Here is a 26,038-nt window from a genome sequence, read left to right on the forward strand (position 1 = left end):
GCCGGTGGCGCTCGTTACGTTCGATTACATCCCCGTACAAGCCGGGTCTGGAGCCCGGGGGACCGATCCCTAGAATCCTAACAAAAAATCATCTGCAAATACGAAGCCTTCCCAAATGAACTCCGAGAGCACCCCGAACGCCTTCTCCTCCATCAGCCGAGGCGGCACGCGCCTCAAACCGCTGGCCCTGTTCATTGCCGTGGCCGTCAGCGGTGGCGCGATGGCTGCCGACAGCAAGCCCCTGGAGCTGGACGCCACGCAGATCGAAGACAGCGCCCTGCTGCCTGCCGACGAAGCCGGCCAGCTGGGTTACACGGTCGAAAGCACCCGCAGCTCCACCGGCCTGGCGCTGACGCCGCGCCAGACGCCGCAGTCGGTCACCACCATTACCCGCCAGCAGATGGATGACCGCGACATCCACACCATCGAGCAAGCGCTGGAAACCACCCCAGGTGTGACCGCGAGCAAGTCCGAAGTGGGCGGGCGTACCGACTACCGTGCCCGTGGTTACTCGATCAGCAACTGGAAGGTCGATGGCCTGCAGTTCCAGGGTGGCTCCGACTTCAGTGGTGGCGGCAACGCGCTGAACATGGACCTTTACGAGCGCATCGACATCGTGCGCGGCGCCAATGGCCTGCTGGGCGGTACCGGCGACCCGTCGGCCACCGTCAACCTGATCCGCAAGGCGCCGACCAGGACGTTCGGCGGCAGCGCCTATGCCACCTACGGCAGCTGGGACAAACGCCGCCTGGGCGCCGACCTCAACCTGCCGCTGTCCGAAGACGGCCGCCTGCGTTCGCGCTTCGTGATGACCCAGCAGGACGCCAACTCATTCCGCGACAACCAGTCCGAGCGCTCCCGCGCCGCGTTGGCCAACTTCGAGTTCGACCTGGACGACGCCACCACCCTCGGTGCCGGCTACCAGTACGAGTACAACAAGATTGTCGGCGGTGGCTGGGGCGCGAACATCCCGATCTGGTACCGCGATGGCAGCAAGACCGACCTGCCGCGCAGCACCAACGTGGTACCCAGCTGGAGCTTTGGCGAGTACACCACCCGCACCGCGTTCGGCTCGCTGGAGCACCGCTTCGACAACGACTGGACGCTGGACCTGAAAGCCGCCCAGAGCACCGCCGAAACCCTCAACCACCGCGGCCTGGCCAAGGTCAACTCGGCGGGCCGAGGCAGTTACGGCGGCTACTGGGACCAGGATGGCAGCGGTGCCGTGCTCAACGGCCTGCACAGCTCCACCGACACCACCCAGCAATCGGCGCAGATCGACCTGTCCGGCCCGTTCCAGCTGTTCGGCCGTAGCCACCAGGCGATGGTCGGCTACAACGACAGCCGCACCGTGGCCTGGTCACCGGAATACACCTGCACCATGGTTGGCGACGGCATGGCCAGTGCGCCTGCGCTGGGGTGCCAGTTCCGCGCCAACAACGGCTTCCCGCTGACCGACTGGCACAATGGCGTGGATGACGACTACAACATCATCGCCTCGCGCACCGGCCGCCACAGCAAGACCACCACCCGCCTGCAGGGCATGTACGCGGCAACCCGCCTGAGCATCACCGACCCATTGTCGGTCATCCTCGGCGTGCGCACCAGCAACTACTCGGCCACCACCCGCAGCGTGGCTGGCGCACGTACCAGCCAGGAAGAAAACGGCATCGTCACCCCGTACCTGGGCGCGGTGTACGACCTCAACGACAACTACTCGCTGTACGCCAGCTACACCGACATCTTCACCCCGCAAACCGCTGAAACCAGCAGCGGCAGCAAGGTCGAGCCGATTCGCGGGCAAAGCTACGAGACGGGTATCAAGGGAGAGTGGTTCGATGGCCGCTTGAACGCCTCGGCGGCGTACTTCCGCACCAAGCAGGAAAACAAGGCAGTGCTCGACGGCGACCTGACCACGCCCACCGGTGGCGACGCCTACAAAGCCGGTTCCGGCCAGGAAACCGACGGTATCGACCTGGAAATCGCCGGCGCCCTGACCCCCAGCTGGAACGTGTACGCCGGCTACACCTACCTGCACTTCCGCCGCGTCGACAGCGACGGCCGCAGCGACCCATCGCACCTGTTCAAGGCCTCGACCACCTACCGCCTTTCCGGCCCGCTCGACCGCCTGACCCTGGGCGCCGGGGTGACTGCGCAGAGCAACATCCGCGCAATCTCCAGCCCGGCGGGCCAGCCGAGCAATGGTGTGAGCACCGGTGCCACTGATGTGAACTGGTCCGGTTATGCCATCTGGAATGCCATGGCCAAATACCAGCTGACCGACGACACCAGCGTCAGCCTCAACGCCAACAACCTCTTCGACAAGCATTACTACACCCGCTATGGGTTCTATGCCGGGGCGATTTATGGTGACCCACGCAACCTGTCGCTGACGGTCAGCACAGCGTTCTGATCAAACGCACCTGGGGCTGCTGCGCAGCCCATCGCCGGCAAGCCGGGCTCCCACCGCTACTTTGGGAGCAACTGCCTTGCTCAATTTCTAACAGGTGGCGCGATCCCTGTGGGAGCGGGCGCGCCCGCGAACACGGGCGAAGCCCGTGCCATCCACCACAGCACCTGATTCGCTGGGGCGGCGCCAGGCTCAAACCATGCGCTGTACCTGTGGTAGATGGCCCAGCCCTTTGGGCTGCGCTGTCGCGTAGATAACTGAAATTGCAAGCAATCCGCGTACCCTGTGGGAGCGGCTTTAGCCGCGAAGAATCCAACGCGGTGCATGCCACCGGCTGCGCCGCTGTTCGCGGCTAAAGCCGCTCCCACAAGGCCCCTGCTAATTCAATGAGTTATGTCCAGCTCTATGAGAGCCTGGCTTGCCGGCTATGGGCCGTAAAGCTGCCCTATTTCACCTAGGGCCAGTCCCTTGCTCGCGATCAACCGGCTTCTCCAGCCGATCCTCGAAACTGTCCCAGTCCTCACCAAACAGTTCCACCGGGTGCATGGTGCGACTCGCCCCATTGCCACAGGCCAATGCCTTGGCCGGGCAATACAGGTCGCAGCCCCAGCAGATGCGCTCCGGGTGGCTGGGGTTTGTGGGGAACTTCTTGGCCATGGTCAGCTTCCCTCAGGACTATGTCCCAAACCTATACCTCGGCCCGCTATTCAGCTTGATCGACATCAATATCCAGGTGACCCTCAGCGGAGCGCATATTCCGGATCCAGATATCTGCTTGACAGATATCTGGATCCGGAATAATTTGTAGGCACCTTGGTACGCCGAGACAACACGATGCGAGTGATTACGAAAGCGGCGGTTACCAAAGCCATCGAAGCTCACGCCCAGTGGAAAGCCCCCCTGAGCCTGTGGCTCACGACCTTTGATAGGGCGACGCTGCGCTTCGAGTCTTTTGAGCAGCGAAGGGATACGTGGTCTACCGCCTCTGGCTGGAACGTTGACCGCATTCCTTGTTCAAAACTCAGGCCCTCCAGCCGAAAAGGGCCGCTTGATGTCTATGTGTTCGATATCAAGAAAAACGAATGCCGTCTGATCGCATGGCTCAACACACGAACGGGCACCCTCTATATCAAGGCCATTCTGTCGCACGCGGAGTACGACAAGTGGTGCAAGAGCGATGTCAGGTAGCCGCCTGGCACTTGCCCAAAACCTACCGATTCGACAGGTGACAACCATGAAGCGGGATAAAATCGAAGCCAATGGACTAGATGCCTTCATCGCTAATATTTCACCCATGCTGGATGGCCTGAACGCCCAAATGGCAACCATGGCCCAGCTTCTTGCTGCCTGCCATGACCCCATCAAGGACGATGCTGAGCTCCAGGCGCGAATGGCATTGATCGATGAGCTTTACTCGCATGCCGACAGCGAAGGTCACGCAGCAGCGCGCTTTGCGGAGATGGTGGCGGATCGTGTCTACGAGTATGAGAGTGAGTCGGTACTCGTGCCGTTTGCGAGCCAAGCCGAAGCGTTGGCCTTCCTGCTGTCGGACAGGGGGGTGAAGCAGAAGGACCTTGCCTCGATAGCAACTCAGAGCGCGGTTTCAGAGATTTTGAACAACAAGCGGAAGATGACGGTTGCCCAGATAAAAGGCTTTGCTGAGTTTTTCAGCGTACCGGTTGAATTTTTCATGCATGGGGTGGTTTGAAATCGGTAGGGGCGCTGGGACGGGACACAGAAAGCAAAAAAGGCCCACCTTTCGGTGAGCCTTTTTTGATACTGCGTATGGTGCGGCACCAGGAGTCGAAATTTCCCCTAAGTATATATTTTAAAACAATTTTTATTATTGAATGTTGATCTATATCTCTAAAGCTATCCTTTGACACTGGACTGTCCACCATAGATATAAAAAGCCAAATTATGAGTGGTGGCTGGAGGCGCCACCATTAGTGGCAACGCCTCTCTGGTTTGAGGTCTGAAATTTTCGGTTGCTGGGCCTCTAAAAAGTAAATAACTAACTGATCAGAAATAAGAGTCAGTGGTGGTTCATAGTGCATAATTTTATTTGTGCGACCCAGTACTATCGTCAGAATTCAGCTTTCTACAAGATAGCGGCGCCCATGCCTAGTACCTGCCAGCTCTAAAATAAGTAAAAGGTTACCTTTAAGTGGTTCCTGTGCATTAATTAATAAAGGCATTAATCGCTCTGCAATAAAACCTTCAGTTGCTGCTGCCCCTAGTATGTTGTCTCTCGACCAAGGTCGAATTTTTCCTCGTGACAGTTCCGCCAGTAAAAATGATGTAGCCTCACTGCCAATTTCATCAGTCGTTACATCCATTCTCGGGATTATGAACTTATAAATTAACCTGCGGAATTCTGATCTTTGATTGAATTCTTCCAAAAAAGCAGCCCTGGTGTGCTTGCTAATGTAGTGACCTAAAACGTCACCGAGCTTGGCCAAAAACCAATATTTGACATCCTTGGCAGACTCATCCTCATCCCGCATCCATTCGAGCCACCATCTTATATCGCCTAATTCTAAGATTCCTAAGTTTTTAATGTGCACAGGGATGGAGCTTCCCAGAAGTTCGTTGGTTAGATTAACGTCTCTTAGCTTAAGCAATTTAACAAAAAGCGATTCGTGCCCTTGCCAATCAATGTCTATGCTAGTAAGTAAATCAAAAGACATACCTTCACGCTCTTTGATTTCAAGAGCTGCAATTCTTTCCAGCTCGGAGAAAACAGGAGCCATATCTTTGGGGTTGGCACAATGAAGTAGAAGGGCCTTCAGCAAGCCTTCATTTTCTTGAGCTCTAGTCTTAATATATGTCGCAATGTCTGAGCGTTCTCGGCAAAGTGCCTGTAGAGCCTTAGGAACCAGAAACTTTCCTATCAGATCTTGAAGCCGTGCTGCATGCTTATAGTTTAATCCATCCCAGCAAATATTATCTTCGTCATCAGAAAAGACCGCAATTTTAGCCATCGTAGAAGCAGCTTCATCAATGCCGTTTAGTAACAAATCCCCTGCATATAAAAGCGCTTCTGTGGAAATATTGTCGCCAAGAATTTTGCATAGGAGTTTTGCCCGAAATGGATTTCTTACGAGCTCTTTGGTTTCCAACGAGAAAGAGCGCGCCAATGCTGGGAGTTCTAGTTTTGATAGAAGTTTCCCAGTGGCATATATGAATCCGCTATAGCTATCTTCATCAAGTTCTGGATTTGATTCGGTCTCGCTTTGAATTAAGTCGGCCAAGCTAGCTATTAATGAAGAGTCTTCTTCAGTGATATGTGGAGCGAGAATGTCTCCGATTCTCAGGCCGAAGTTAAAGTCCCCTCTGCGCTCGTAAAGCATATGAATTACTTCCTGCTTGACCTCTGCCCCTTTAATTGAGAGTAGAAGGCAAACAGCAGCACCGCCTAAAGTGCTTCCAAAATCAATAAATTTTCGAATTATAGTTTCATGCACCTCTGAGGCTTGTACCCCAAGTGCAAGTGCATGATCAATGCGGCCACTAAATTCGTTGCCGATAACTTTCAGTTCGTATAGTTTATTGAGTAGAGCAAGGACAACTTCATCGCGGCCAGATTCTATATATTTAGATGCATTGATCGCAAGAGTCATATCGGCTCTCACAACGTCATCTATAAAATCTTTTGCCTGGAGATTAGAAAGGAAACTCAAAGCCAGAAATAATGCTTGGTCCCATCTTCTTAGAGCAAGCTTTTCTTTTAGTTCTCGGGGGTCAGATTCGTAGCGCCTGGCTAACTCCGTTGCAGCTAAGTACTCAGTGATAGACTGATGAACGAAACCGATTCTGCCCTTAGAGTATGGAATTAAAATGGATTCTGAGACTAGCCAGTTGATTAACTCCATTGGAGTAACTCTACAGTTCATGGGTAGTAGAGCGCTTAGTTCCCCTATAAGTAGTGAGATAAGGAATGCTTCTGAGCCTTTGTCGAGGGCTGCATAAGCTGTATTTGAAAGGGCTTTTTCAATATCAAAATCTAAATCAAATCGTACAAAGAATGCACTTCTGAGTTTGTCAAAAAAGCATCTATAGAAATCTCTAGGGTGCGCTTCTTTAGGTAGGTTTATCCGTCCTGAGATAATGTGCTGAAAGTAGAAAGGTCTTTGAGCTAAGTCAAATATCTCATTGCTAAATCTACCTTCAAAGTTTATGCCTAAACGTATTAGTTCTCTTTCTATTGCTTTTCTTTCGATTTGATCTAGATGGAAGCTTGGTAGCTCTAGTCGAGACAGTCCATCGGTTGTTCGAGATCCAATTATTAATGATGACTGACCTATTGCTGAGATGAAGCTTAAAAAGTCAGCCTCATAGGAAGCGCTCTCCAGGTACTCTCTAGGCATTTCGTTAAATGAATCGATAAATATTTTGACTTTATATGATTTGATCAGGTCTTGGAATGGTAATCCCTCTGGTAATATTTGGCTTATAAGAGCGTTCAAGTCTCCTTTGTAAAATTTTAAGTCGACAATTATCGGTATGGTGATGCTTTCTTTATTGAAAGAGTCTGAAAGGCAAATTTCATTGAGTTGGTCAGCTAGTCTAGCCGCCGCCCTATGTAGAGAATATGTTTTTCCTGCGCCAGGCAGCCCTGTTAGCACCAGGCGCTCTGGCCCAGAGTCGAGCAGTTTTTCAACCAAACCATAGTCGAAACGTCGGACTTCAGTTGCAGCCAATTTTTTTTGTTCACGATCAAGGTTTACGCGGATAGGGAGCTCAGGATGACAAATGGAGTACCTACCCAAAACCGCTGCGTGCCGAGCTAATGCAAGAAGTACATCAGCAGAGTTTGGATTGAATGTCGAAATGCTTTGTGTAGTAGGACGTTCTAAGAAGCTGTCCAGCAATGTGAGTAGCGGTGAGTGATCTTTTGCCCCGTCTGCTTGTTCAGCCGTGTTGTAGCCTAAAAGATGAATGCCATAATTTCTTCTCCAATAGTCGATTTCTTGTTCTTGGACATCTGCCATAATTGCATAGTGATCACGGATTCCTCCTTTGTAAGTGTTGGCCAGCAAGTCCCTAACATATATAAAATCTGGGTCACGAAGTCCGAATCCTAAGTACAGGACGGGCCTGCTTGCGAGTAACATTTTTACAGATTCTAGTGCTGCTTGATTTTCACCCTGGGGCAATAATCGTCTATATTGCTCCCTTGTTAAGATGATGCTTTCACTGTCAGCAGCATCCCCATGCGGTTTGAATATAAAGTCTATGGATCTAGCATGCACAATTTCCGCGGTTTCAGTCAGGTGTCTATTTGTAACGGGTGGGCGATAGAATCTATCTGGCTGCCACTCCCTTAAGCTTTGTTCAATTAAGTCGTCATAGTTGGTGGTGATGAAGCAGCGCGGGCCTAACGATACTATTTTATGGTGGATTTCATGAGGCCTTGCTCTGCCATAACGACACGCCTCACGTATAAATTCGCCAATTTGTTGCTTTGTAAGTTTGTCGAAACCATAGCTTGCTGCTTGCAGTAAATCGCCCTTTTTCGCTTCGGCCCTTACTAATTCCGCGCCTCCAGCACCTCTCTCCAAAAATTTTGCAAGCTCTTCTATCATCCCCGACCATGTTGGGAGACCAGACCATAGTGAAATTCCAGATCCGATAAATATAATCGTGTCTGGTTGAGCCAGTATTTTTTTTAAGTTTGTCATCATGCTAAACCAATGATTTAAGAATTTGTTGAGTGTAAAGTTAACAAAAATATGATGGCTTTTAATCGCCCGGTGCTCATCGGTTCCTTGATTGTAAATTGCCAGGCCGGTGTCAATTACGATCCACGTAGCACGCACGAGTTAATAAGAAATCCATAGGGAAGCAAACCAGAGCTCCTGGATAGAGTGATGTGACAGAGATCCTCTGTGTTTGATTTTACGGTAGAAAAGTCCTCATAACTTAATCGCTCAGAACATTCTAGGCTTTGTACGGAATCCGGAGAAAACCGATCGCCGCCCCTTAAACTCTGAGGTTCTGTAGATTTGCGATTTACCAGACCGCGCAGATACGTTGTGTTATCCACCAACATCTCCTGATTAATCTGCCGCGCGCTCTCTTCGGAGCTGCACCACATTCACGAGTTTCACCCAACGATCAGAGTGCGCTTTGATCGTGCCATAGTGGCCACAGCCAGACATGTCTTTCAGCAACTGCGGCCCTGCGTAGCTCAACTGTCTGCCATAGCCGAAATTGCGGCCATCCCATCTACCCACAAATACCATGTCGATCACCTCATAGCCCGTTCTCCAATCCTCGCCCCACGTCATCCCGCCAAGAATGCTGAGTGTTATCAGGGATCAAGGCCCCTGCGACCTGTGGGGATGCCCTCTAACGCGGGACTGGCGGCTCTTTGCGACCAAGAGCAAGGGTATCTCATGATCTGGCCTCCTGAGCACCGTTACCGGTGGGCGGGTGGAGGCTGCAATGGCTGACGAGACCAGTGCCGCGAGATCCTGAGCCGGGTGAACACAGCGATGCGATGACCGGGGCATGCCTGACTGTCAGTCAGGTGCGGTCCATTCCTTGGTTTGCGGCACCATCATCTACAGCGCTGTTGCTGGTGACATCGGCGTTTGTCACGCCGATTGTCACAAGGGGGATTGCCGCAAAGCCTTGTGCGATCAGGGCTGCAGCAGTGGTAGAAGTGCCCGTCTCTTTCCAGAAGAAAGAGACGGGCACAGGTTGGCGCAATATTCGGCCAAGTGGATAGGTTGCTGCAGGGCAGCGAGGTACGGTGTATCTGGCGCACGAGCGCCATATGTGAAAGAGCATCCATCACCGGGGAGGTGACCGGGCGAGCTGCCGAATGCTAATCGCCCTTGGGGAGAACCACCGCGGGAGCGGCGTGACCTTTAAGGTTCGGGTCACCTGGGGTGCTGTCATCGACAGCGCTTGCAACTCCCGGTCTACGCCTGTGGACAATGTTCGTCAAGCAAAGCGATTTCAGGGATTTAGCGCCTGTGGATAAAACTATCCCCGGTGGACATCAGTGGTTTTCCACAGACGTACGCTGTGCCTGCGGTTTTTTTCTTAGGTATGGTCCTTTCAAACGGGGCGGCTTTGCAGCCCCGTTTGAAAGGACCCGCGCGGAGGAGCTTCATGCGGTGCTGTGGGTAACTTCACAGCGAGTTTGAGGGGGTGGTGCGGCGGGTTACTCGGTCCTCTTGGCACTGCGAAGCCGCGTGACGTTCTCGCCCGTCTGCTTGGCAAACTCATGCGGCGTCACATGGTCCTCGCGGTTCGCCTCCAGAAACCGGCTCCACCAGGTCATGATCATCCGGCGCTCTTCGAGGAATTCGGCCTTGTGGGTATAAGCGGCCCGCACGTTGTTGCGTTCCTTGTGGCTCATCTGCCGCTCGATGGCCGTCTCCGACCACAGCCCAGACTCGACCAGCGCACTGCACGCCATAGCTCGGAACCCGTGGCCGCAGATATCCACCTTGGTGTCGTAGCCCATCGTCCTGAGCGCGGCATTCACCGTATTCTCGGACATCGGTTTCCACGGTTTGGCATCTCCCGCGAACACCAGCTCGAACTTGCCGGTGATCGCGTGGATCTGCTCAAGCAAGGCCACTGCCTGCGGCGATAAGGGTACAACGTGAATGTCCCCGGCCATCTTTGTACCCCTTGTGGAAAAGGGCACACCGTCCAGCGCCGGGCGGGTGTCGGGGATCTCCCAGATGCCGCGATTGAGGTCGAACTCGTTCCAGCGTGCGAAGCGCAGTTCGCTGGAGCGTACAAACACGTGCAGCGATAGCATCACCGTGAGGCGCGTGAGCGGGCGACCTCTGTAGTCCTCGATGCATGCCAATAGCTCTGGGAGCCGCGATAGGGGTAGTGCGGGTCGGTGAGTTACCCGAGGAGTCTTTATCGAACCATCAAGGTCGTGAGCCGGGTTCGCCGTGATCAGTCGCAGCCGTTTGGCTTCACGCATGATGCTTTGCAGGTAGTTCTTGATCCTGAGCGCCACGTCGATGGTGCCGCGCTTCGTCACGGCCTCCAGTGGCTGCATGAGGTCGTGAGTGTCGAGCTCAACGATTGCCCTGGCACCAAGTAGAGGGAAGACGTGGGTCTTCAAGCGGCTGAGCACTGTCTTGGCGTGGCTGGGTGCCCATTTCGGCACCATGCTCGCATGCCAGTCGAGCGCAACGCTTTCGAAGGTCCGCCCGTTGATCACGGCCTGGGTCTTGGCTTGTTGCTTGGATTGGATGGGATCTATGCCGTTGGCGAGCTGCTGCTTGATCTCGAAGCGCTTGCGGCGTGCGTCGCCCAGCCCGACCACCGGATAGCTGCCGAGGGCGGTCAGGCCTTCGCGGCCATCGGGTTTCACGTACCTGAGCCGCCAGCCTTTGCGGCCGTTGGGTTGCACAAGCAGGTAAAGACCGTCGCCGTCGAAGAGCTTGTACTCGCGCTCTCTGGGCTTTGCTGTGCGACAGGCGGTGTCTGTGAGCGGGGCAGTGGTGCGGGCCATAAGGGTAGTCTCCGATATCGAAACGGACCTCTATCCTTAAAACTACCCTTATTAGCGCTGGCTACCCTCGGAATCCGACGGAACGCCAAAACGAAAAAACCCGCCAGAAGGCGGGTTTTTCGGGGGTTCCAGAGATTTTGAAAGCTTTCTATGGAACCTTGAATGGTGCCGGCACCAGGAATCGAACCCGGGACCTACTGATTACAAGTCAGTTGCTCTACCATCTGAGCTATACCGGCAATGGGGCGTCATTATAACGATCGGTTGGCGCCTGTAAACCACTTCGTTGCGAATGTTCGCAAATGACCTAAGTCACCGACCTGAAAGAAGAATTTTCCTACCAGCCGCGATGGATGGTGGTGACGCTCGGCTCGGTTTTGCCCGGGTTGAAGAACAGCTTGTCGTTGTCGCAGCCACGCTTGCGGCAGGGGCTTTCGGTGCGCAGGGGCAGGCCGTTGTCGCCGCCCAGCTGCATGGCGGGGTGGTTCCAGCCCAGGCTGCTGGTGGGGTGGGGCGCGGTGCCGCTGGCGCAGCCGGTCAGGGCCAGGGCAAGGGTCAGCAGGGCGAGGGGCTTGGTCTGGGTCACGATGGTCGGGTCCGTTAGTCCATGTCGGTTCTGGCGCAACGCCAGAAGGTCGCGGGGCTGGCGGGCAGCGCGCGACGTCACTTTTTAATGATTTGGGGGGCGGATGATACACCGTAGGGCGGGATCAGCGGTGAAGCTTTAGCTTTTTTGTTGCCTGTTCAGGCCTCTTCGCGGGTGAACCCGCTCCCACAGGTATATCACTGTTCTCAAGCCTTGTGAGATTCCTGTGGGAGCGGGTTTACCCGCGAAAGGGCCATCAGCTGTACGAAGATTCTGAACTAGGGGGCTAATGGCTTCAGCGTTTGGATGCTTCGGAACTATCCTACGGGCGCCGCCGAAGTATCGCTGTTGTCGGGGAAATGGCTCACGGATACCGTTGTCGGGTCGCTCTGGCGACCGGGTGTGAGAACCCGATTACGAATTTAGCGGCCCCGTATGGCGACCGTGCGCGGGCAGACTTCGGTCTGGCCGAGGCTTCCTATATTCACTCGGTTTCTCACCCCGTGCACGGTTGCCGCCCTTTATTCCGTGAGAAAGAATGAAGGCGGTAACTCCTTGAGGAATATAGGAGTTTGAAAATTGAAAACGATCGATACTGATCCCCGCAGCCCCAAGCCAATCACCACCGCAGGCGTGGAAACCTTCCTCGCAGCCGGTAACCCATCCCTCAATCTGCTACGCGTCGAGCCCGGTGTCCCGGTCGATGCTGCCTATGAGCATGTCTCGATCCTGATGGGCTACATCAAGCATCTGGTGCGCGAGGGGGATATGGAGGATGACCATAAATTCCTGGGCGCTGCCGATTATCTGTGCGACATGGCCAAGGCGCTGATGAACGATATCGAGATTGCCAAGAACAAGACGCACTGAAGGCTCACGCGGTCAGTGTAGGAGCGGCCTTGTGTCGCGATGGGCCGCAAGGCGGCCCCCATTTTCGATGCAGTTTCAGGAATCGCCGGGGCTGCGTTGCAGCCCTTTCGCGACGCAAGGCCGCTCCTACAAAAGACCGTGTATGCAGCTCTAACTCCAACCACAAGAAATGTTTATGCACAAGTGGCATCGGCGACTTGCGCGAAAGGCATGCCGGACCGCTACACCGCTGGTCTTTGCGCAAACGCCTGTTTTTACTGGCCTTGGCGTGCAAGCGGGAATAAGCCGAACGCTTGAAATAGCGCTTGGATCCAACAGGTAATCACAAGCTTGTTCACAGAGTTATCCACAGGTTGTGCTGCGGCTAACAGTCGCGTTCGGCGAGGATGAGCAGGTTGCGTGGAGTGAGTGGGTAGTCGCAGAACAGGCCAAGGCGCACGTTGTAGCCTTGTTCTTCGAGGAACAGGGCACGATCGAGTACCAACCACAGCTCCAGCGGCCGGCGGAACAGGTTGCGCACGCGCTCAAGGTTGCGGACCTCGGCCAGGCGCTGCCAACCGGCGGCTTCCAGGGCTGCCCAGTCCGGGTTGCCAGTCAGCTGCAATTGCTTGAGGTCGGCCAGGTCGCCGCAGTACTGCTCGAAGGGCTTCTCCAGCCAGGCCACGGGTAGTGACGGGGTCGGCAGGTACGCGTCGGTTTGGCGCTGCTGGCGTTGTAGCAGGTCGAAGCCCAGGCGCCGAGCCATCGAGGTGTCGCGCTGGCGCCGCACGCGGGCGCCGGCGGTAACGGTTTCGCTCAAGGGCAGGCCCAAGTCGTCCAGTGACAGCCGCAGGCTGGAGGCTTGGGCGGCTGTGGATAACGCCTGGTACTGCTGCGCCGCGATGCGGTTGTAGCAGCAGGGCGCCACGGCCAGTTGCCGGCAACCTTGCTGGCTGGCCAGTTGCATCAGGCGCACATGCAGGTCACCACAGGCGTGCAGGGCGACCACGCTTTTGTCGCCAGCCAGGTGGCGGGCGCTGTCGTTGGCCATCACATCCTGGTGCACGTGTTGCGCCGGCAGGTGGTGGTGCGCGCTCAGGGCCTGGCCGGCGACGACCAGTTCGGCGTCGTATTCCAGGCAGGTCAGGTGTTGACCGGGTTGCAGAAGGCGGCGGCCGAGGTGGCCTTTGCCGGAGCACCAGTCCAGCCAATGATGGGGCTGTTCGCGAAAGGCCAGGTGGCTGGCGAAGGCTTCGATCTGTTGCCATTTACGGCCGGGGACGGCGACGTCGAGGCGGTGGGCGGCGGGGGGCAGGTCGGTTGCCGGAAGGCTGCCGACGGCCGAAAGCTGTCGGGCATGCTGGGCCAGTTGCGGGAACGGGGCGGGCAAGATTTCGGCGGCGTTTTCGGTTTCGGCGTCTGCCAGGGAGCATTGGCGCAGGTGGGCGGCAAGCTCGGGGTGGGCGGTTTCCCAGGCCAGTTGCAGGGTGGTGAAGGGCCGGGGTTTCCACAGCTGTTGGTGCTCGATCAGGAACTGGTCGAGGGCCTGGAAGCGGGTGCTTAGGTGGGGGCTGTGGAGGTGGTTGGGCATGGGAGAAGTGTGTTGGGTTTTAGGGCCTCTTCGCGGGTGAACCCGCTCCCACAACAGGTACAGTGCACAGCTTGAGGGCTGTGGGGTTCCTGTGGGAGCGGGTTTACCCGCGAAGAAGGCTAAGTGGTCTCAGCGGCCTTGGCAGGCATCCACGCGCAGCCAGCGCTCCAGCAGCTTGAAGCCCTGCACCAGCACGAACGAGATCACCAGGTAGAACACCCCGGCGGCAAAGAAGATCTCCACCGGCAGGTAGGTGCGGGCAATGATGGTACGGGCCATGCCGGTCAGTTCCAGCAGGGTCACGGTACTGGCCAGGGCGCTGGCCTTGAGCATCAGGATCACTTCGTTGCTGTACGCGGGCAGGCCGATGCGCGCGGCGCGTGGCAGCATGATGTAGAACAGCGTCTTGCCCCGCGACATGCCCAGCGCCCGTGCCGCCTCGATCTCACCCTTGGGGATCGACTGCAACGCGCCGCGCAGGATCTCGGCGATGTAGGCAGCAGTGTGCAGGGTCATGGTCAGCACGGTGCACCAGAACGGGTCGCGCAGGTACGGCCACAGCGAACTCGAACGCACCGCGTCGAACTGCGCCAGGCCGTAGTAGACCAGGAACAGCTGCACCAGCAGCGGCGTGCCACGGAAGAAGAAGATGTAGCTGAACGGCACCGCGCGCACGTACCAGTGGCGCGAGGAGCGGGCGATGCCCAGCGGGATGGCCAGGATCAACCCGGCAACTACCGCGATGGCCACCAGCTCCAGGGTCAAGGTGGCGCCCTGGGCCAGGCGTGGCAGCCACTTGATGATGACTTCCCAATTCATTATTCGGCCCTCGCAAAGCCGCGAGCGGCGCGTTTTTCCATGAAGTGCATGCCGGTCATGGCAATGACGGTCAGGCTCAGGTAAATGCAGGCCGCGACCATGTAGAAGGTGAACGGCTCTTTGGTCACGGTCACGCCGATTTGTGCGTGGCGCATGATTTCTTCCAGGCCGATCACCGACACCAGGGCGGTGTCCTTCATCAGGATCATGAACAGGTTGCCAAGGCCGGGCAGGGCGATGCGCCACATCTGCGGCAGGATGATCCGCGACAGGATGCGGCCCTTGGACAGGCCCAGCGCCAAGCCGGCTTCGCGGTGGCCCTTGGGGATTGCCAGGATGGCGCCACGGAACACCTCGGTGGCATAGGCGCCGAAGCACAGGCCCAAGGCAATCACACCCGCAGCGAAGGCGCTGAGTTCCAGGCCAGGCAGGTTAAGGGCTTCACCCAGGGCATTCATCAAGCCCACGGTGCCGAAATAGATAAGCAGTACCCAGAGCAGTTCGGGCACGCCGCGAACCAGGGTGGAATAGAAGCCACCAAGCCATTGCAGCGGCTTGATCGTGGAAGTCTTGGCCAGGGCGCCGAGCAGGCCCAGGACCAGGCCCAGCAGCAAGGCGCAAAGCGCCAGTTTTACGGTCATCAGGGTGCCGGCCATCATGGCCGGACCGAATCCGTGCAGGTCGATATTCATGGGCAGGTCATTCTAGGGACTGGCGCGCCGCAAGGGCGCGCCGGTCGGGGCGGATCATTCGATGCTGAACGGGAAGTACTTGTCGTTGATCTTCTTGTACGTGCCGTCGGCCTTGATCTCTGCCAGGGCCTTGTTCAGGTCGTCGCGCAGCTTGGTGTCACCCTTGCGCACGGCAATGCCGATCTTGTCGCTGTCCATCACCGGCTCGCCCTTGAACTCGAAGTTCGAACCGTCTTTGCTCTTCAGCCACTCGTACTGCACGTACTTGTCGGCCAGGATGCCGTCGATGCGGCCGGAAACCAGGTCGAGGTAGGCGTTTTCCTGGGTGTCGTACAGCTTGATCTCTACGTCGTCACCGTAGTTGTCTTCCAGCCAGGTGCCAGCCAGGGTGGCGCGCTGGGTGCCGATCACCTTGCCTTTGAGCGAGGCCTTGTCGGTCTTGAAGTCGACGTTTTTCGGCGCGATGAACTGCAGCTTGTTGGAGTAGTACGGCTCGGTGAAGTCCACGGCCTGCTTGCGCTCGTCAGTGATCGACAGCGACGACACCAGGAAGTCGAACTTCTTGGCGTTCAGGGCCGGGATGATGCCGTCCCAGTCGGAGGTGACGACCGAGCACTCGACTTTCATCTTGGCGCACAGGGCGTCGCCGATGTCTTTGTCGAAGCCGACCACGTTACCGCTGGCATCCTTGTTGTTGAACGGTGGGTAGGCAGCTTCGATACCCATGCGCAGTTTTTCTGCGGCCAGGGCGTTGGCCGACATCACCAGCGTGGCAGCAGCTGCCAGGAGGAACTTCTTGTAAGTGTGCATGTATTGCTCCGTTAGCGGTGGCTGGACATGAATTGCTTGCAACGCGCCGAGGTCGGGTTCTCGAAGACCTGCTGCGGCGATCCCTGCTCTTCTACCAGGCCCTGGTGCAGGAAGACGACTTCACTGGACACATGGCGGGCAAAGCTCATCTCGTGCGTCACCAGCAGCATGGTACGGCCTTCTTCGGCCAATGCGCGGATAACGTTTAGCACTTCCTGGACCATTTCCGGGTCGAGTGCCGAAGTTGGCTCGTCGAACAGGATGACCTTGGGCTTCATGGCCAGGGTACGGGCAATGGCGGCGCGCTGTTGCTGGCCACCGGAAAGCTGGGCGGGGTAGCTGTGGCGCTTGTCGTAGATGCCCACCTTGTTCAGCAGGGCTTCGGCGGCTTCGATGGCCTCGGCCTTGCTCTGGCCGAGCACGCGGCGTGGCGCCTCGATGATGTTGTCGAGAATCGACATGTGCGGCCACAGGTTGAAGTTCTGGAAGACGAAACCGATCTCGCTGCGCAGGCGGTTGATCTGGCGGTTGTCGGCGGCGATCAGGTCGCCGTTCTTGGCGGCCTTGAGCTTGAGGGCTTCACCGGCGACCAGGATTTCGCCCTGGTGCGGGTTTTCGAGCAGGTTGATGCAGCGCAGCAGGGTGGACTTGCCGGAGCCGGACGACCCCAGGATAGAGATCACGTCACCGTCGCGCGCGGTCAGCGAAATGCCCTTGAGAATTTCCTGCTCGCCGTAGCGTTTGTGCAGATTGCGGATTTCCAGCGCGGGCGTGGCCTGAGCCATGTGCGGTCCTCATGTGTACGGGTGCGTTCCCAGCTGTTGGCGGCCTTCCTGGCGTGCGCCAAGCTAGCATAGCGGCATTATCACGGCCAACAGGGTTGCTGGGGACTCGGGGCGCTGGTGGGGCAGTTTGTCGCATCGCTGCAGCGCAACGTCGCGCGGATGTCCGCGCAGGTGTCGCCCAGCACCAGAGCCTTGATGAAAAAAGGCGCGATGGTGCCAGCTTTGGCCCGCTCATGGAAGCGGTTTTAGACCATTCGCGGGCATGCCCGCTCCCACTGCATCTGTAAATAGCCGAAATGGTTGCACCTTACCTGTGGGAGCGGGCGCGCCCGCGAAGGGGCCGCCCAGATCTCGAAGTTGTACCCCGCGGTTGCACTTTTCTGCATTGCGCTGGTGCACAGGTGTTACCGTGGAGCACCTTTGGTGCGTTTGTAAGTGGGTATTTCAGTAATCCGATGATTTGGCGGCCTTTCGGTCAGCCACTGGCCGAAAGCCCTCCAAACCGCATGCCAAAAGGGCCGCCGACTTTTCTGACGAATGCATTCAGCACATGGCGCGCTTATTGCCAGTAGGAAACCGCCGATTGCAGCGACGCCCAGGTCAACCCCGGGCGCGCTCTGTAAACGCAGTCGGAGTGGTCCACTCCTTACAAAGGTAGTTTCAATGAGCGGTAACAATTCCAATGACCTCGCTCAGGGGCTCAAACAACGGCATGTGACCATGCTGTCCATCGCTGGCGTCATCGGTGCCGGCCTGTTCGTTGGCTCCGGCCACGCCATCGCTGCTGCCGGCCCAGCTGTGCTGCTGGCTTACGCTGCCGCCGGTACGCTGGTCGTGCTGGTCATGCGCATGTTGGGTGAAATGGCAGTCGCCTCGCCTGACACCGGTTCGTTCTCTACATATGCCGACCGCGCCATCGGGCGCTGGGCCGGTTTCACCATTGGCTGGCTGTACTGGTGGTTCTGGGTGCTGGTGATTCCGCTGGAGGCCAACGCCGCCGCGGCCATCCTGCATGCCTGGTTCCCTGCGGTAGACCTCTGGGCGTTCTCGCTGGTCATCACCCTGGCGCTGACCTTGACCAACCTGTGCAGCGTGAAGAACTACGGCGAGTTCGAGTTCTGGTTCGCCCTGCTCAAGGTGCTGGCAATCATTGGCTTCATTGCTGTGGGTTGTGCGGCCATGTTCGGCTTTGTGCCGAGCAGCCAGGTGAGCGGTGCCAGCCACCTGTTCGACACCCAGGGCTTCATGCCTAACGGCCTGGGCGCGGTGTTGGCAGCCATGCTGACCACCATGTTCTCGTTCATGGGTACCGAAATCGTCACCATCGCCGCTGCCGAGTCGAAAGACCCGGGCAAGCAGATCAGCCGCGCCACCAACTCGGTAATCTGGCGTATCTGCCTGTTCTACCTGGTGTCGATCTTCCTGGTCGTGGCGTTGGTACCGTGGAACGACCCGGCGCTGGCCGAGACCGGTTCCTACCAGACCGTGCTGAGCCGCATTGGCGTGCCGAATGCCAAGCTGATCGTCGACATCGTCGTGCTGATTGCCGTGACCAGCTGCCTGAACTCGGCGCTGTACACCTCGTCGCGCATGCTGTTCTCGCTGAGCAAGCGTGGTGACGCCCCGGCCATTGCCCAGCGCACCACCAAGTCGGCTACCCCGCATGTGGCGGTTCTGCTGTCCACTGCAGCGGCGTTCCTCTGTGTGTTCGCCAACTTCGTGGCCCCGGCCCAGGTGTTCGAGTTCCTGCTGGCCAGCTCGGGCGCCATTGCCCTGCTGGTTTACCTGGTGATTGCCGTGTCGCAGCTGCGCATGCGTGCCCAGCGCGAGGCCCGTGGCGAGAAGATCACCTTCAAGATGTGGCTGTTCCCGGGCCTGACCTGGGCAACCATTGCCTTCATCGTTGCCATCCTGGTGGTAATGGCGCTGCGTGAGGACCACCGCGCCGAAATCATCGCGACCGCACTGCTGAGCATTGGTGTGGTGGCGGCTGGCTTGCTGGTGCACCGCAAGCGCGAAGCTGCCGGGCGGGTGGCGTTGGATAACTGATCCGCGCTGGTTGAAATGAAAAGGCCGCGTCCTGTGCAGGGCGCGGCCTTTTTTGTTGCCTGTACCGGCCCTTTCGCGGGTGAACCCGCTCCCACAGGTTCATCACAGGCCTGGATGCCAGTGGGATCCTTGTGGGAGCGGGCTTACCCGCGAAAAGGCCGACACAGTTCACGCAGCCATATCAGCCAAACTGCTTCTGCTGTTGCTGCTGCTTGGCCACCGCCTCCGAAGCCGCCACATAGGCTGCCTGGAACTCATCGCTTTCCAGCCAGGCCATGGTGGCTTCTTCATCGGCCCCATCCAGCCATTTACGGTAGGCGTTGAACACCAGCACGATGTAGTCGGTGGCGTGTTCTTCCTTGTGCCCCTTGAGCACCAGGGCCAACAGCGGGTCCACCAGGAATACCGAAATCATCGGCACCAGGCCGCCTTCCTGGGCTTCCTTCATTTTCTTGAACAGCGGGTCGTAGCTGCCCGACTCCATGGCCTTGTTGTACACCTGCTCGACGCTGGCGCTGTCACCGGCACTGGCCTTGACCGCCTGGCCGCTGCGCACCATGCGGTTCTGCTTGGCCTTGCTGGCGGCGCGCTTGGCGCGTTTCTGTTGCTTGGTTGGGGTGGCCATGGGGCAATCCTGAGGCTGCTGAAAATTGCGCGTATTGAAGCGCAATTGCCCGATAAACCCAAGCCGTGTGCCGACACTGGGCTGATGCATTCTGCTATGGACATGCCTCCTGCTTATGCCCGCTGCCTGAACTGCATAACGTCTCTGCACCGTCATCCATGTCTGGATGGCGGCTCACTGCTATGTCAATCGGCGTTTGCAAAATGCGCGCAGCTGCGCGTAAGGAGAGAGCCATGAAGCATTATTATCTTGTAACCCTGTATGGCTATGACGAGGAGGGTAAGCTTTTTTATGCCACCGGTTTCGCCGAGTGCGACCGACAGTCGATCACAAAGGCTGACGTTCTTGCAATTAGCGAAAAAGCCGAGAAAGACAGTGAGTTTCCGCTTGGTCTGCACGGAATCTCCTATATGGGCTGCATGACCCAAGATGCTTTCGAGCATCTTCGCTCCATGTCAGGCGACTAAGATGCGCCGGCAGCCCGTCTCGGGCTGCGGCGTTTGTCGATGGCAGGTCGGGCGTCAGCCTGCTGGCTGTGGTGTCTCGTCTTCTTCGAAACCACGTGAAGCCCGGCCTACCAGCTGCGGGTCCGGGGCGTGTGCCACCTGTGGGTCTTTGCCCGGGTAGTCCAGCGAATGCAGGAAATGGCGTATGCAGTTGATCCGCGCCCGTTTCTTGTCATCGGACTTGATCACCGTCCACGGCGCATCGGCCGTGTCGGTATGGAAGAACATCGCCTCCTTGGCTGCGGTGTAGTCGTCCCACTTGTCCAGCGACTTGATGTCGATGGGCGACAGCTTCCAGTGCTTGAGCGGGTCGTCCCGGCGCGAGATGAAGCGGCGCAGCTGCTCTTCGCGGTTCACCGAGAACCAGTACTTGAACAGCAGGATGCCGCTGTTGCACAGCATCCGTTCCAGGTCCGGGGCCTGGCGCATGAATTCCAGGTACTGCAGCGGCGTGCAGAAATCCATCACCTTCTCGACCCCGGCGCGGTTGTACCAGGAGCGGTCGAAGAACACCATTTCGCCCGCCGTGGGCAGGTGCTGGATGTAGCGCTGGAAGTACCACTGGCCTTTTTCCTGCTCGGAAGGCTTTTCCAGGGCGACGATGCGCGCGCCACGCGGGTTCAGGTGTTCCATGAAGCGCTTGATGGTGCCGCCCTTGCCCGCAGCATCGCGCCCCTCGAACAGGATCACCACGCGCTGGCCGGTTTCCTTCACCCAGCTCTGCACCTTCAGCAGCTCGATCTGCAACGCATGCTTGGCCTTTTCGTAGTCTTGGCGTCGCATACGGGTGCGGTAGGGGTAACTGCCTGGCAGACGGGCTGATGTGCTGTCTTCGTTGCTGCCCTTGGGGGCGGTGGCAACTTCCAGTGCTGCGGGTTGCTGGCTGATGCTGGTGATCGTCGGCTCCGGCTTGCGCTGGCGTGGGCGGCGCGTGCGGGCTGTGGTGATGGCGGGCTCGCTGGGGGCGGGGAGCAGGAGGGGGGATTCTTCGCTCATGGAGGTCCTTGCTGGTCGAGTCGGGTAGCCTCCGGCATTTTAGGCCCAGCGATTAATGGCCTTTTGATGCTGGTCAACAGTGTGTCGATAAACAGTTTGAAACAGCTGCAAATTGAATGTAGTGTGAACTACGGTTTACATTTTGCTCATGCATACACTAATCCAAACCGAAACTTACCGACGGTGGTTCGCTGCTTTGCGTGATCCGCGGGCAAAGGCTCGCATCAACGTCAGGTTGCGTCGAGCGGAGCTAGGAGTGATGGGTGACTGTAAGCCGGTTGCTGAGGGAGTATTCGAACTGCGGATCGATTATGGTCCGGGCTATCGGGTGTATTTCGTTCAACGAGGCTATGAGGTGATCATCCTCTTGGCGGGTGGCGATAAGGCCAGCCAATCCAGAGATATCAAATCTGCCCTCAAGCTGGCACGCGACCTTTAGGAGGCCACCATGACAAATATCAAGCTGAGCAAATGGGACGCCGTTGACCATTTGAAGACAGAGGAAGACATGGCCTTGTACCTTGAGGCGTGTCTGGAGGAAAACGACCCGGCACTGCTTGCTGCTGCCTTGGGCGACATCGCCCGGGCCCGAGGTATGGCTCAGTTGGCACGTGACACCGGGCTGACACGGGAAGGGCTGTACAAGGCGTTGTCTGCGGAAGGTAACCCGAGTCTGGCGACCATCATGAAAGTGATGGCGGCGCTGGGGGTAAGGCTTCATGCCGAGGTGCTCCCGCGCGCAGCGGGATAAGGTTGGTGCTTGGGATGGATAGCAAGGCCGGTAGGCTGCCATTCTTTCAGCAAAAATGACAGACAACAAAAAACCCGCACTAGGCGGGTTTCTTGTTGTCGCTTCGGGTAACTTTGCAACCACCAGAAGCTTGAAGGTGGTGCCCAGAGACGGAGTCGAACCGCCGACACGAGGATTTTCAATCCTCTGCTCTACCGACTGAGCTATCTGGGCGACGAGGTGAATTAAATAGACTTTCAGACCGCTCGTCAACGACTTTTTGAAAAAATTTTAAATTAATTCCGTCGCTTACGTTCCGTGGGGTCATTCCGACGGTGGAACGTAGCCTTCCGCCTGGGCGTATTCTTCGCCGGCGAAAAACTTGTCCATCTCGCCCTGGAGGAACTTGCGGTCCTCGGCGTTCATCATGTTCAGGCGCTTTTCGTTGATCAGCATGGTCTGGTGCTTCTGCCAGTCGGCCCAGGCCTTCTGCGAGATGTGTTCGAAGATGTCCTGGCCCTTGGCGCCGGGGTAGGGCGGGCGCTCCAGGCCTGGCAGTTCTTCTTTGTACTTGCGGCACATCACGGTGCGGGTCATCGGGCGTCTCCTGCAGTCAGTTCGTCGGCCGCGCGTTTGAGCAGCTTTTTCACCGGGGCGGCGAGGCCCAGGCGCGGCGGGGTGGCGAGGTTATACCAGAGCCAGTCGGCCTCGGCCACGTGCTGGCCGACCGGGTCGACGCGCACCAGCCAGGGCTCGATCGCCAGCTGGAAGTGGCTGAAGGTATGGGTCAGGCCGTCCATGGCGCGGCTGCCAGCCAGGCGCAGGCCGTGCTGGTAGGCCAGGTCGTCGAGCTGGGCGATGTCGTCCAGCTCCGGCAGGCTCCACAAGCCACCCCAAAGTCCGCTGGACGGGCGGCGGTAAAGCAGGATGGCGCCTTCGTGGTTGGCCAGCAGTGGCATCAGTGTGCGGCGTTGCGGCAGTGCCTTGCGCGGCTTTGGCTCTGGGTAACGGGTTTCTTCACCGTGCAGGTGCGCTTCGCAGCCGCGCTGCAGCGGGCAGATCAGGCAACTGGGTTTGCTGCGGGTGCACAGCGTGGCGCCCATGTCCATCATTGCCTGGGTGTAGTGGTTGGCCCGCTGTTGCGGGGTAAAGCGCTCGGCCGTGGCCCACAGTTGGTTGGCCACCTTGGGCTCACCGGGGTAGCCGGCCTGGGCGGTGTAGCGGGCCAGTACGCGTTTGACGTTGCCGTCGAGGATCGGTGCGCGGATGCCCATGCTGATGCTGGCGATGGCACCGGCAGTCGAGCGGCCGATGCCGGGCAGCTCGGTGAGCTGCTCGACACTGCGCGGGAATTCGCCGCCATGCTGTTCGACCACGATCTTCGCGGCCTTTTGCAGGTTACGTGCCCGGGTGTAGTAGCCCAGGCCCGTCCACAGGTGCAGCACTTCGTCCTCCGGCGCTTCGGCCAGGGCTTGCACGGTCGGCAGGGCCTGCATGAAGCGGTCGAAGTAGTTGAGCACGGTGCTGACCTGGGTCTGCTGCAACATGATTTCCGACACCCACACCCGGTACGGGTTGATGCCCTGTTGCCAGGGCAGGTCGTGCCGGCCGTGTTCGTCATACCAGTCCAGCACTGCGCTGGAGAACTGCTCGGGGCTCATCGCTTGAACAGCCCCTTGAGCGCGTCTTTCAGTTCCGGGCTCACTTTGTCTCCGAGTTTTTCATCGATCTTGTCTTGCAGGCGGTTGCCGGCCAGTTTGGCAGCTACCTTGCCCAGGCCGTCCTGGTCCAGGCGGCAGGCCTTGGCGCCCAGCTCCAGCGGGCCGCGGCAGCGCAGCGGTATTTCGACACCGACATAGCGTTCGTTGACCTGGCAGGCCGGGTCCGGCATGGCGCGCTGGTCGCCTTCGACGACCACGCCAACGTTGTAGTCCATGCCCAGTACACGCAGGTCGAGGTCACCATGGCCATTGGCGGTCAGGCCCGGAATGCGCGCCTTGAGGTCCGGGTTGCTGGCGACGCCATTACGCACCACCAGGCTGCCGCGCAGTTCCTGGAACGGGGTGTCCTTGCCGCGTGGCTCGCCGGTGAGCGATTTGCGGTTCAGCGTGGCGATGGCCTTGCACAGCTGCTGTTCCAGGTTGGCATTGACCAGCACGCCGTCGTTGATGACGAAGTTGGCGTTGCCGTTCAAGGTATCGACCAGGGCCTTCTGGCTGTTGCCGGTGGCGGTCAGGTCGCTGGTCAGCGTCAGCAGGCCTTTGACCGGTGGCGTCTGTTCCTTGCCCTCGGTCTTGATGAAATGTTCCACCGGCACCCGCTGGATGCTGGTATTGACGCCCAGTTGCGGCACGGCAGGGCGCACGTCGACGGTGCCCTTGGCCTCGAAGGTGCCGTTGTACAGTTCACCGCGAAGGGTTTGCAAGGTCAGCAGGCCGCCCTGGCCGATAGCCTTGAGCTGGGCGTCTTCGATCGGCAGTTTGTCCAGGGTCAGCGAGCCGAAGGCCAGGTCGGCCTGCAAGTCGAGGGCGCGCAGGCGGTCGACCGGCAGCAGCTTGTCGTCGCTCCAGGCGACCTGGGTCGGGGCGTTGGGAAGCGGCGTGGTACCAGGGCCGGCGACCGCGCTGGCTTCCTGTTGCTTGACCTCGGCCTGACGCGCGGCGGTGGCGCCCTTGGCTTCTTCACTCTTGGCCGGCAGGTAGCGGTCGGCGTTGAAGGTGTCGCCTTTGAGCTGCAGGCGCAGGGCCTGCTTGGCGAAGTCATCGATGGCCACGCGGCCACTGAAGGTGCTGTCGTCCAGCTTCACCGCCAGGTCTTCCAGGGCCAGGCTGTTCGGCGTGCCCTGCAGGCGGGTGACCAGTTCCAGCTTGGCGAAGGCCGCCGGGTCGTTGGTGGCCGGCAGCGGGCGGCCGATGCTGTCGAGGAAGGTGCGCAGGTCGAACTGGGCGATGGACAGGCCGCCGCTCAGCTGTGGCGCCTTGTCCAGGTCCCGCAGGTTCAGTTCGCCCAGGGCGCGCAGCTGGTTGGCCGAGACTTTCAGGCCGTTCCACGAGGCGACATTGGCGGCCAGGTCGACCAGCAACTGGCCTTGGGCGGCGAAGGTCACGGTCTTGCCGCCGGTGGGCTCACCCGAGGTTTCGCCCGACAGGCGCATGTCTTCGAAGTTGTAGCGCTTGAGCTTGCGGTCAAAGCGCAGCTCGCCGGCCAGTTCGGTGCGAGCCTTGATGTTCGGCTGGCTGGCACTGAGGAAGGCGCTGGCCTTGAGCGGAATGTTCGCCCCTTCGTGGACCGGGCCGGTGCTCAGCTGGATGCTTTCGGCGCTGTAGTTCTGACCGGTCTTGGCATCGGTGTACTGCACACGGGCGTTGTTGACGGTCAGGCTGTCGATGTCCAGCTTGACGGCGCGCTCGTTGCTGGCGACCGGTGCCGACGGCTGTTCGGCCGGCGCCTGGGCCGGGGCACCGGCCTGCGTATCGGCGCTGGCGCCGTTCTGCGCGGGCAGCGGCTTGCCGATGTCTTCCCAGTTGCCATGGCCGTGTTCGTCACGGGCCAGGGTCAGGTTCAGGCCCTCCACGCGCACGTCGCTCATCTGCACTTCGCGGCGCAGCAGTGGCAGCACACGTACCGACAGGCCGAGCATCTGCAGGTCGGCGAATGGCTCCTTGGGTTTGTTCAAGGTGGCGATGCTCGCCTCGTGCAGCTCCAGGCCCAGCCACGGGAACAGGCTCCAGCCAATGTCACCGTTGAGGGTCAGCTCGACGTGAGCCTTGTCACGTGCCAGCTGGCGAATCTCGTCTTTGTAGTCGTTGGGATCGAAGAGGTGGGTCAGGGCGAAGCCCAGTGCCACGATGATCAGCAGCAACCCGAGAAGCCCAAGTCCCAGGATTTTGCCGAACGCTTTCATGGGCGAGTCCTTGTAGTCCGTTTTTGAAATTCAGGCGGCAGAGTATAGCGCCGCAGTGGTTGCCCCTGCGTATTCGACCAGAGATACGGGGCATTTCCTACGTGTACAGCAGATGGTACGGCTTTCGACAGCCACGATTTTGTCAGTTCCGAATGTGTGGCCTGTACTGGCCCTATCGCCGGCAAGCCA

22 protein-coding genes, 2 tRNA genes and 1 pseudogene are annotated in these 26,038 nt (G+C 58.4%); 8 read left to right on the forward strand and 17 right to left on the reverse strand.

What is annotated here, in order from left to right; genetic code table 11:
• The first annotated feature begins 115 nt into the window (after positions 1 to 115).
• Positions 116 to 2,413, forward strand: coding sequence for a TonB-dependent siderophore receptor (locus RIN61_RS13140; protein ID WP_207879660.1), 2,298 nt, complete (start codon positions 116 to 118; stop codon positions 2,411 to 2,413).
• Positions 2,414 to 2,860: 447 nt separating this feature from the next.
• Here RIN61_RS13140 and RIN61_RS13145 read toward each other — a convergent pair whose 3' ends face one another.
• On the reverse strand, positions 2,861 to 3,067 hold the full coding sequence (locus RIN61_RS13145; RefSeq protein WP_112251351.1) for a DUF3079 domain-containing protein: 207 nt from the start codon (positions 3,065 to 3,067) through the stop codon (positions 2,861 to 2,863).
• Positions 3,068 to 3,244: 177 nt separating this feature from the next.
• On the opposite strand from RIN61_RS13145, the gene RIN61_RS13150 reads away from it, so the two are divergent.
• Together RIN61_RS13150 and RIN61_RS13155 are read left to right on the forward strand one after the other, a co-directional pair.
• Entirely contained in the window at positions 3,245 to 3,598 is a 354-nt protein-coding gene (locus RIN61_RS13150; protein WP_215521031.1) for a type II toxin-antitoxin system HigB family toxin, read from the forward strand.
• 46 nt (positions 3,599 to 3,644) lie between these two features.
• Positions 3,645 to 4,118, forward strand: coding sequence for a helix-turn-helix domain-containing protein (locus tag RIN61_RS13155; protein ID WP_061550697.1), 474 nt, complete (start codon positions 3,645 to 3,647; stop codon positions 4,116 to 4,118).
• A gap of 385 nt (positions 4,119 to 4,503) precedes the next feature.
• On the opposite strand, the gene RIN61_RS13160 is transcribed toward RIN61_RS13155, so the two are convergent.
• The 5 genes and pseudogenes from RIN61_RS13160 to RIN61_RS13180 form a co-directional block, all read right to left on the reverse strand.
• Entirely contained in the window at positions 4,504 to 8,232 is a 3,729-nt protein-coding gene (locus RIN61_RS13160; RefSeq protein WP_313857520.1) for an SIR2 family protein, read from the reverse strand.
• A 194-nt stretch (positions 8,233 to 8,426) separates the two neighbouring features.
• Positions 8,427 to 8,658: pseudogene (locus RIN61_RS13165) on the reverse strand (integrase domain-containing protein); the annotation flags it as partial.
• 929 nt (positions 8,659 to 9,587) lie between these two features.
• Complete coding sequence (locus RIN61_RS13170; RefSeq protein ID WP_313857523.1) at positions 9,588 to 10,907, reverse strand: tyrosine-type recombinase/integrase; 1,320 nt, start codon at positions 10,905 to 10,907, stop codon at positions 9,588 to 9,590.
• Positions 10,908 to 11,070: 163 nt separating this feature from the next.
• Positions 11,071 to 11,146 (reverse strand) — tRNA-Thr (locus RIN61_RS13175).
• 98 nt (positions 11,147 to 11,244) lie between these two features.
• On the reverse strand, positions 11,245 to 11,493 hold the full coding sequence (locus RIN61_RS13180; RefSeq protein ID WP_112251364.1) for a hypothetical protein: 249 nt from the start codon (positions 11,491 to 11,493) through the stop codon (positions 11,245 to 11,247).
• A 579-nt stretch (positions 11,494 to 12,072) separates the two neighbouring features.
• Here RIN61_RS13180 and RIN61_RS13185 point away from each other — a divergent pair.
• Positions 12,073 to 12,363, forward strand: coding sequence for a DUF3077 domain-containing protein (locus tag RIN61_RS13185; protein ID WP_313857525.1), 291 nt, complete (start codon positions 12,073 to 12,075; stop codon positions 12,361 to 12,363).
• Positions 12,364 to 12,727: 364 nt separating this feature from the next.
• On the opposite strand, the gene RIN61_RS13190 is transcribed toward RIN61_RS13185, so the two are convergent.
• The 5 genes from RIN61_RS13190 to RIN61_RS13210 form a co-directional block, all read right to left on the reverse strand.
• Positions 12,728 to 13,933: a methyltransferase gene (locus tag RIN61_RS13190; protein ID WP_313857527.1), complete on the reverse strand. Its 1,206-nt coding sequence runs from the start codon at positions 13,931 to 13,933 to the stop codon at positions 12,728 to 12,730.
• 129 nt (positions 13,934 to 14,062) lie between these two features.
• Positions 14,063 to 14,752: an ABC transporter permease gene (locus tag RIN61_RS13195; protein WP_015268628.1), complete on the reverse strand. Its 690-nt coding sequence runs from the start codon at positions 14,750 to 14,752 to the stop codon at positions 14,063 to 14,065.
• Positions 14,752 to 15,444, reverse strand: a complete 693-nt coding sequence (locus RIN61_RS13200; protein ID WP_112251370.1) for an ABC transporter permease — start codon at positions 15,442 to 15,444, stop codon at positions 14,752 to 14,754. The genes RIN61_RS13195 and RIN61_RS13200 overlap by 1 nt, the downstream gene beginning before the upstream one ends.
• Before the next feature lie 54 nt (positions 15,445 to 15,498).
• Positions 15,499 to 16,254: an ABC transporter substrate-binding protein gene (locus RIN61_RS13205; protein ID WP_075044342.1), complete on the reverse strand. Its 756-nt coding sequence runs from the start codon at positions 16,252 to 16,254 to the stop codon at positions 15,499 to 15,501.
• 11 nt (positions 16,255 to 16,265) lie between these two features.
• Positions 16,266 to 17,039: an ABC transporter ATP-binding protein gene (locus RIN61_RS13210; protein WP_003255746.1), complete on the reverse strand. Its 774-nt coding sequence runs from the start codon at positions 17,037 to 17,039 to the stop codon at positions 16,266 to 16,268.
• A gap of 663 nt (positions 17,040 to 17,702) precedes the next feature.
• On the opposite strand from RIN61_RS13210, the gene gabP reads away from it, so the two are divergent.
• Positions 17,703 to 19,088 carry a GABA permease gene (gene gabP / locus RIN61_RS13215; protein WP_112251372.1) on the forward strand — a complete coding sequence of 462 codons (1,386 nt, stop codon included), beginning with the start codon at positions 17,703 to 17,705 and terminating at the stop codon, positions 19,086 to 19,088.
• Positions 19,089 to 19,269: 181 nt separating this feature from the next.
• Here gabP and RIN61_RS13220 read toward each other — a convergent pair whose 3' ends face one another.
• On the reverse strand, positions 19,270 to 19,713 hold the full coding sequence (locus tag RIN61_RS13220; protein WP_112251374.1) for a hypothetical protein: 444 nt from the start codon (positions 19,711 to 19,713) through the stop codon (positions 19,270 to 19,272).
• 233 nt (positions 19,714 to 19,946) lie between these two features.
• Here RIN61_RS13220 and RIN61_RS13225 point away from each other — a divergent pair, with 233 nt between their 5' ends.
• Positions 19,947 to 20,180 (forward strand): hypothetical protein, encoded by a 234-nt coding sequence (locus RIN61_RS13225; protein WP_112251376.1) that lies wholly within the window; start codon positions 19,947 to 19,949, stop codon positions 20,178 to 20,180.
• Between the two features lie 54 nt (positions 20,181 to 20,234).
• Here RIN61_RS13225 and ppk2 read toward each other — a convergent pair whose 3' ends face one another.
• Complete coding sequence (gene ppk2, locus RIN61_RS13230; RefSeq protein ID WP_112251378.1) at positions 20,235 to 21,215, reverse strand: polyphosphate kinase 2; 981 nt, start codon at positions 21,213 to 21,215, stop codon at positions 20,235 to 20,237.
• Positions 21,216 to 21,363: 148 nt separating this feature from the next.
• On the opposite strand from ppk2, the gene RIN61_RS13235 reads away from it, so the two are divergent.
• Complete coding sequence (locus tag RIN61_RS13235; protein WP_112251380.1) at positions 21,364 to 21,654, forward strand: type II toxin-antitoxin system RelE/ParE family toxin; 291 nt, start codon at positions 21,364 to 21,366, stop codon at positions 21,652 to 21,654.
• 9 nt (positions 21,655 to 21,663) lie between these two features.
• Positions 21,664 to 21,966 (forward strand): addiction module antidote protein, encoded by a 303-nt coding sequence (locus RIN61_RS13240; protein WP_112251382.1) that lies wholly within the window; start codon positions 21,664 to 21,666, stop codon positions 21,964 to 21,966.
• Between the two features lie 137 nt (positions 21,967 to 22,103).
• On the opposite strand, the gene RIN61_RS13245 is transcribed toward RIN61_RS13240, so the two are convergent.
• The 4 genes from RIN61_RS13245 to RIN61_RS13260 form a co-directional block, all read right to left on the reverse strand.
• A tRNA-Phe gene (locus RIN61_RS13245) sits at positions 22,104 to 22,179 on the reverse strand.
• A gap of 90 nt (positions 22,180 to 22,269) precedes the next feature.
• A complete protein-coding gene (locus RIN61_RS13250; RefSeq protein ID WP_003257478.1) occupies positions 22,270 to 22,542 on the reverse strand; it encodes an oxidative damage protection protein in 273 nt (90 codons plus the stop codon).
• Positions 22,539 to 23,606 (reverse strand): A/G-specific adenine glycosylase, encoded by a 1,068-nt coding sequence (mutY, locus tag RIN61_RS13255; RefSeq protein WP_133969967.1) that lies wholly within the window; start codon positions 23,604 to 23,606, stop codon positions 22,539 to 22,541. Before mutY ends, RIN61_RS13250 begins: the two co-directional genes overlap by 4 nt.
• Positions 23,603 to 25,849: an AsmA family protein gene (locus RIN61_RS13260; protein ID WP_313852269.1), complete on the reverse strand. Its 2,247-nt coding sequence runs from the start codon at positions 25,847 to 25,849 to the stop codon at positions 23,603 to 23,605. The genes mutY and RIN61_RS13260 overlap by 4 nt, the downstream gene beginning before the upstream one ends.
• Between the last annotated feature and the right edge of the window lie 189 nt (positions 25,850 to 26,038).

The organism is Pseudomonas inefficax, assembly GCF_032164165.1.
Lineage (GTDB): Bacteria > Pseudomonadota > Gammaproteobacteria > Pseudomonadales > Pseudomonadaceae > Aquipseudomonas > Aquipseudomonas inefficax.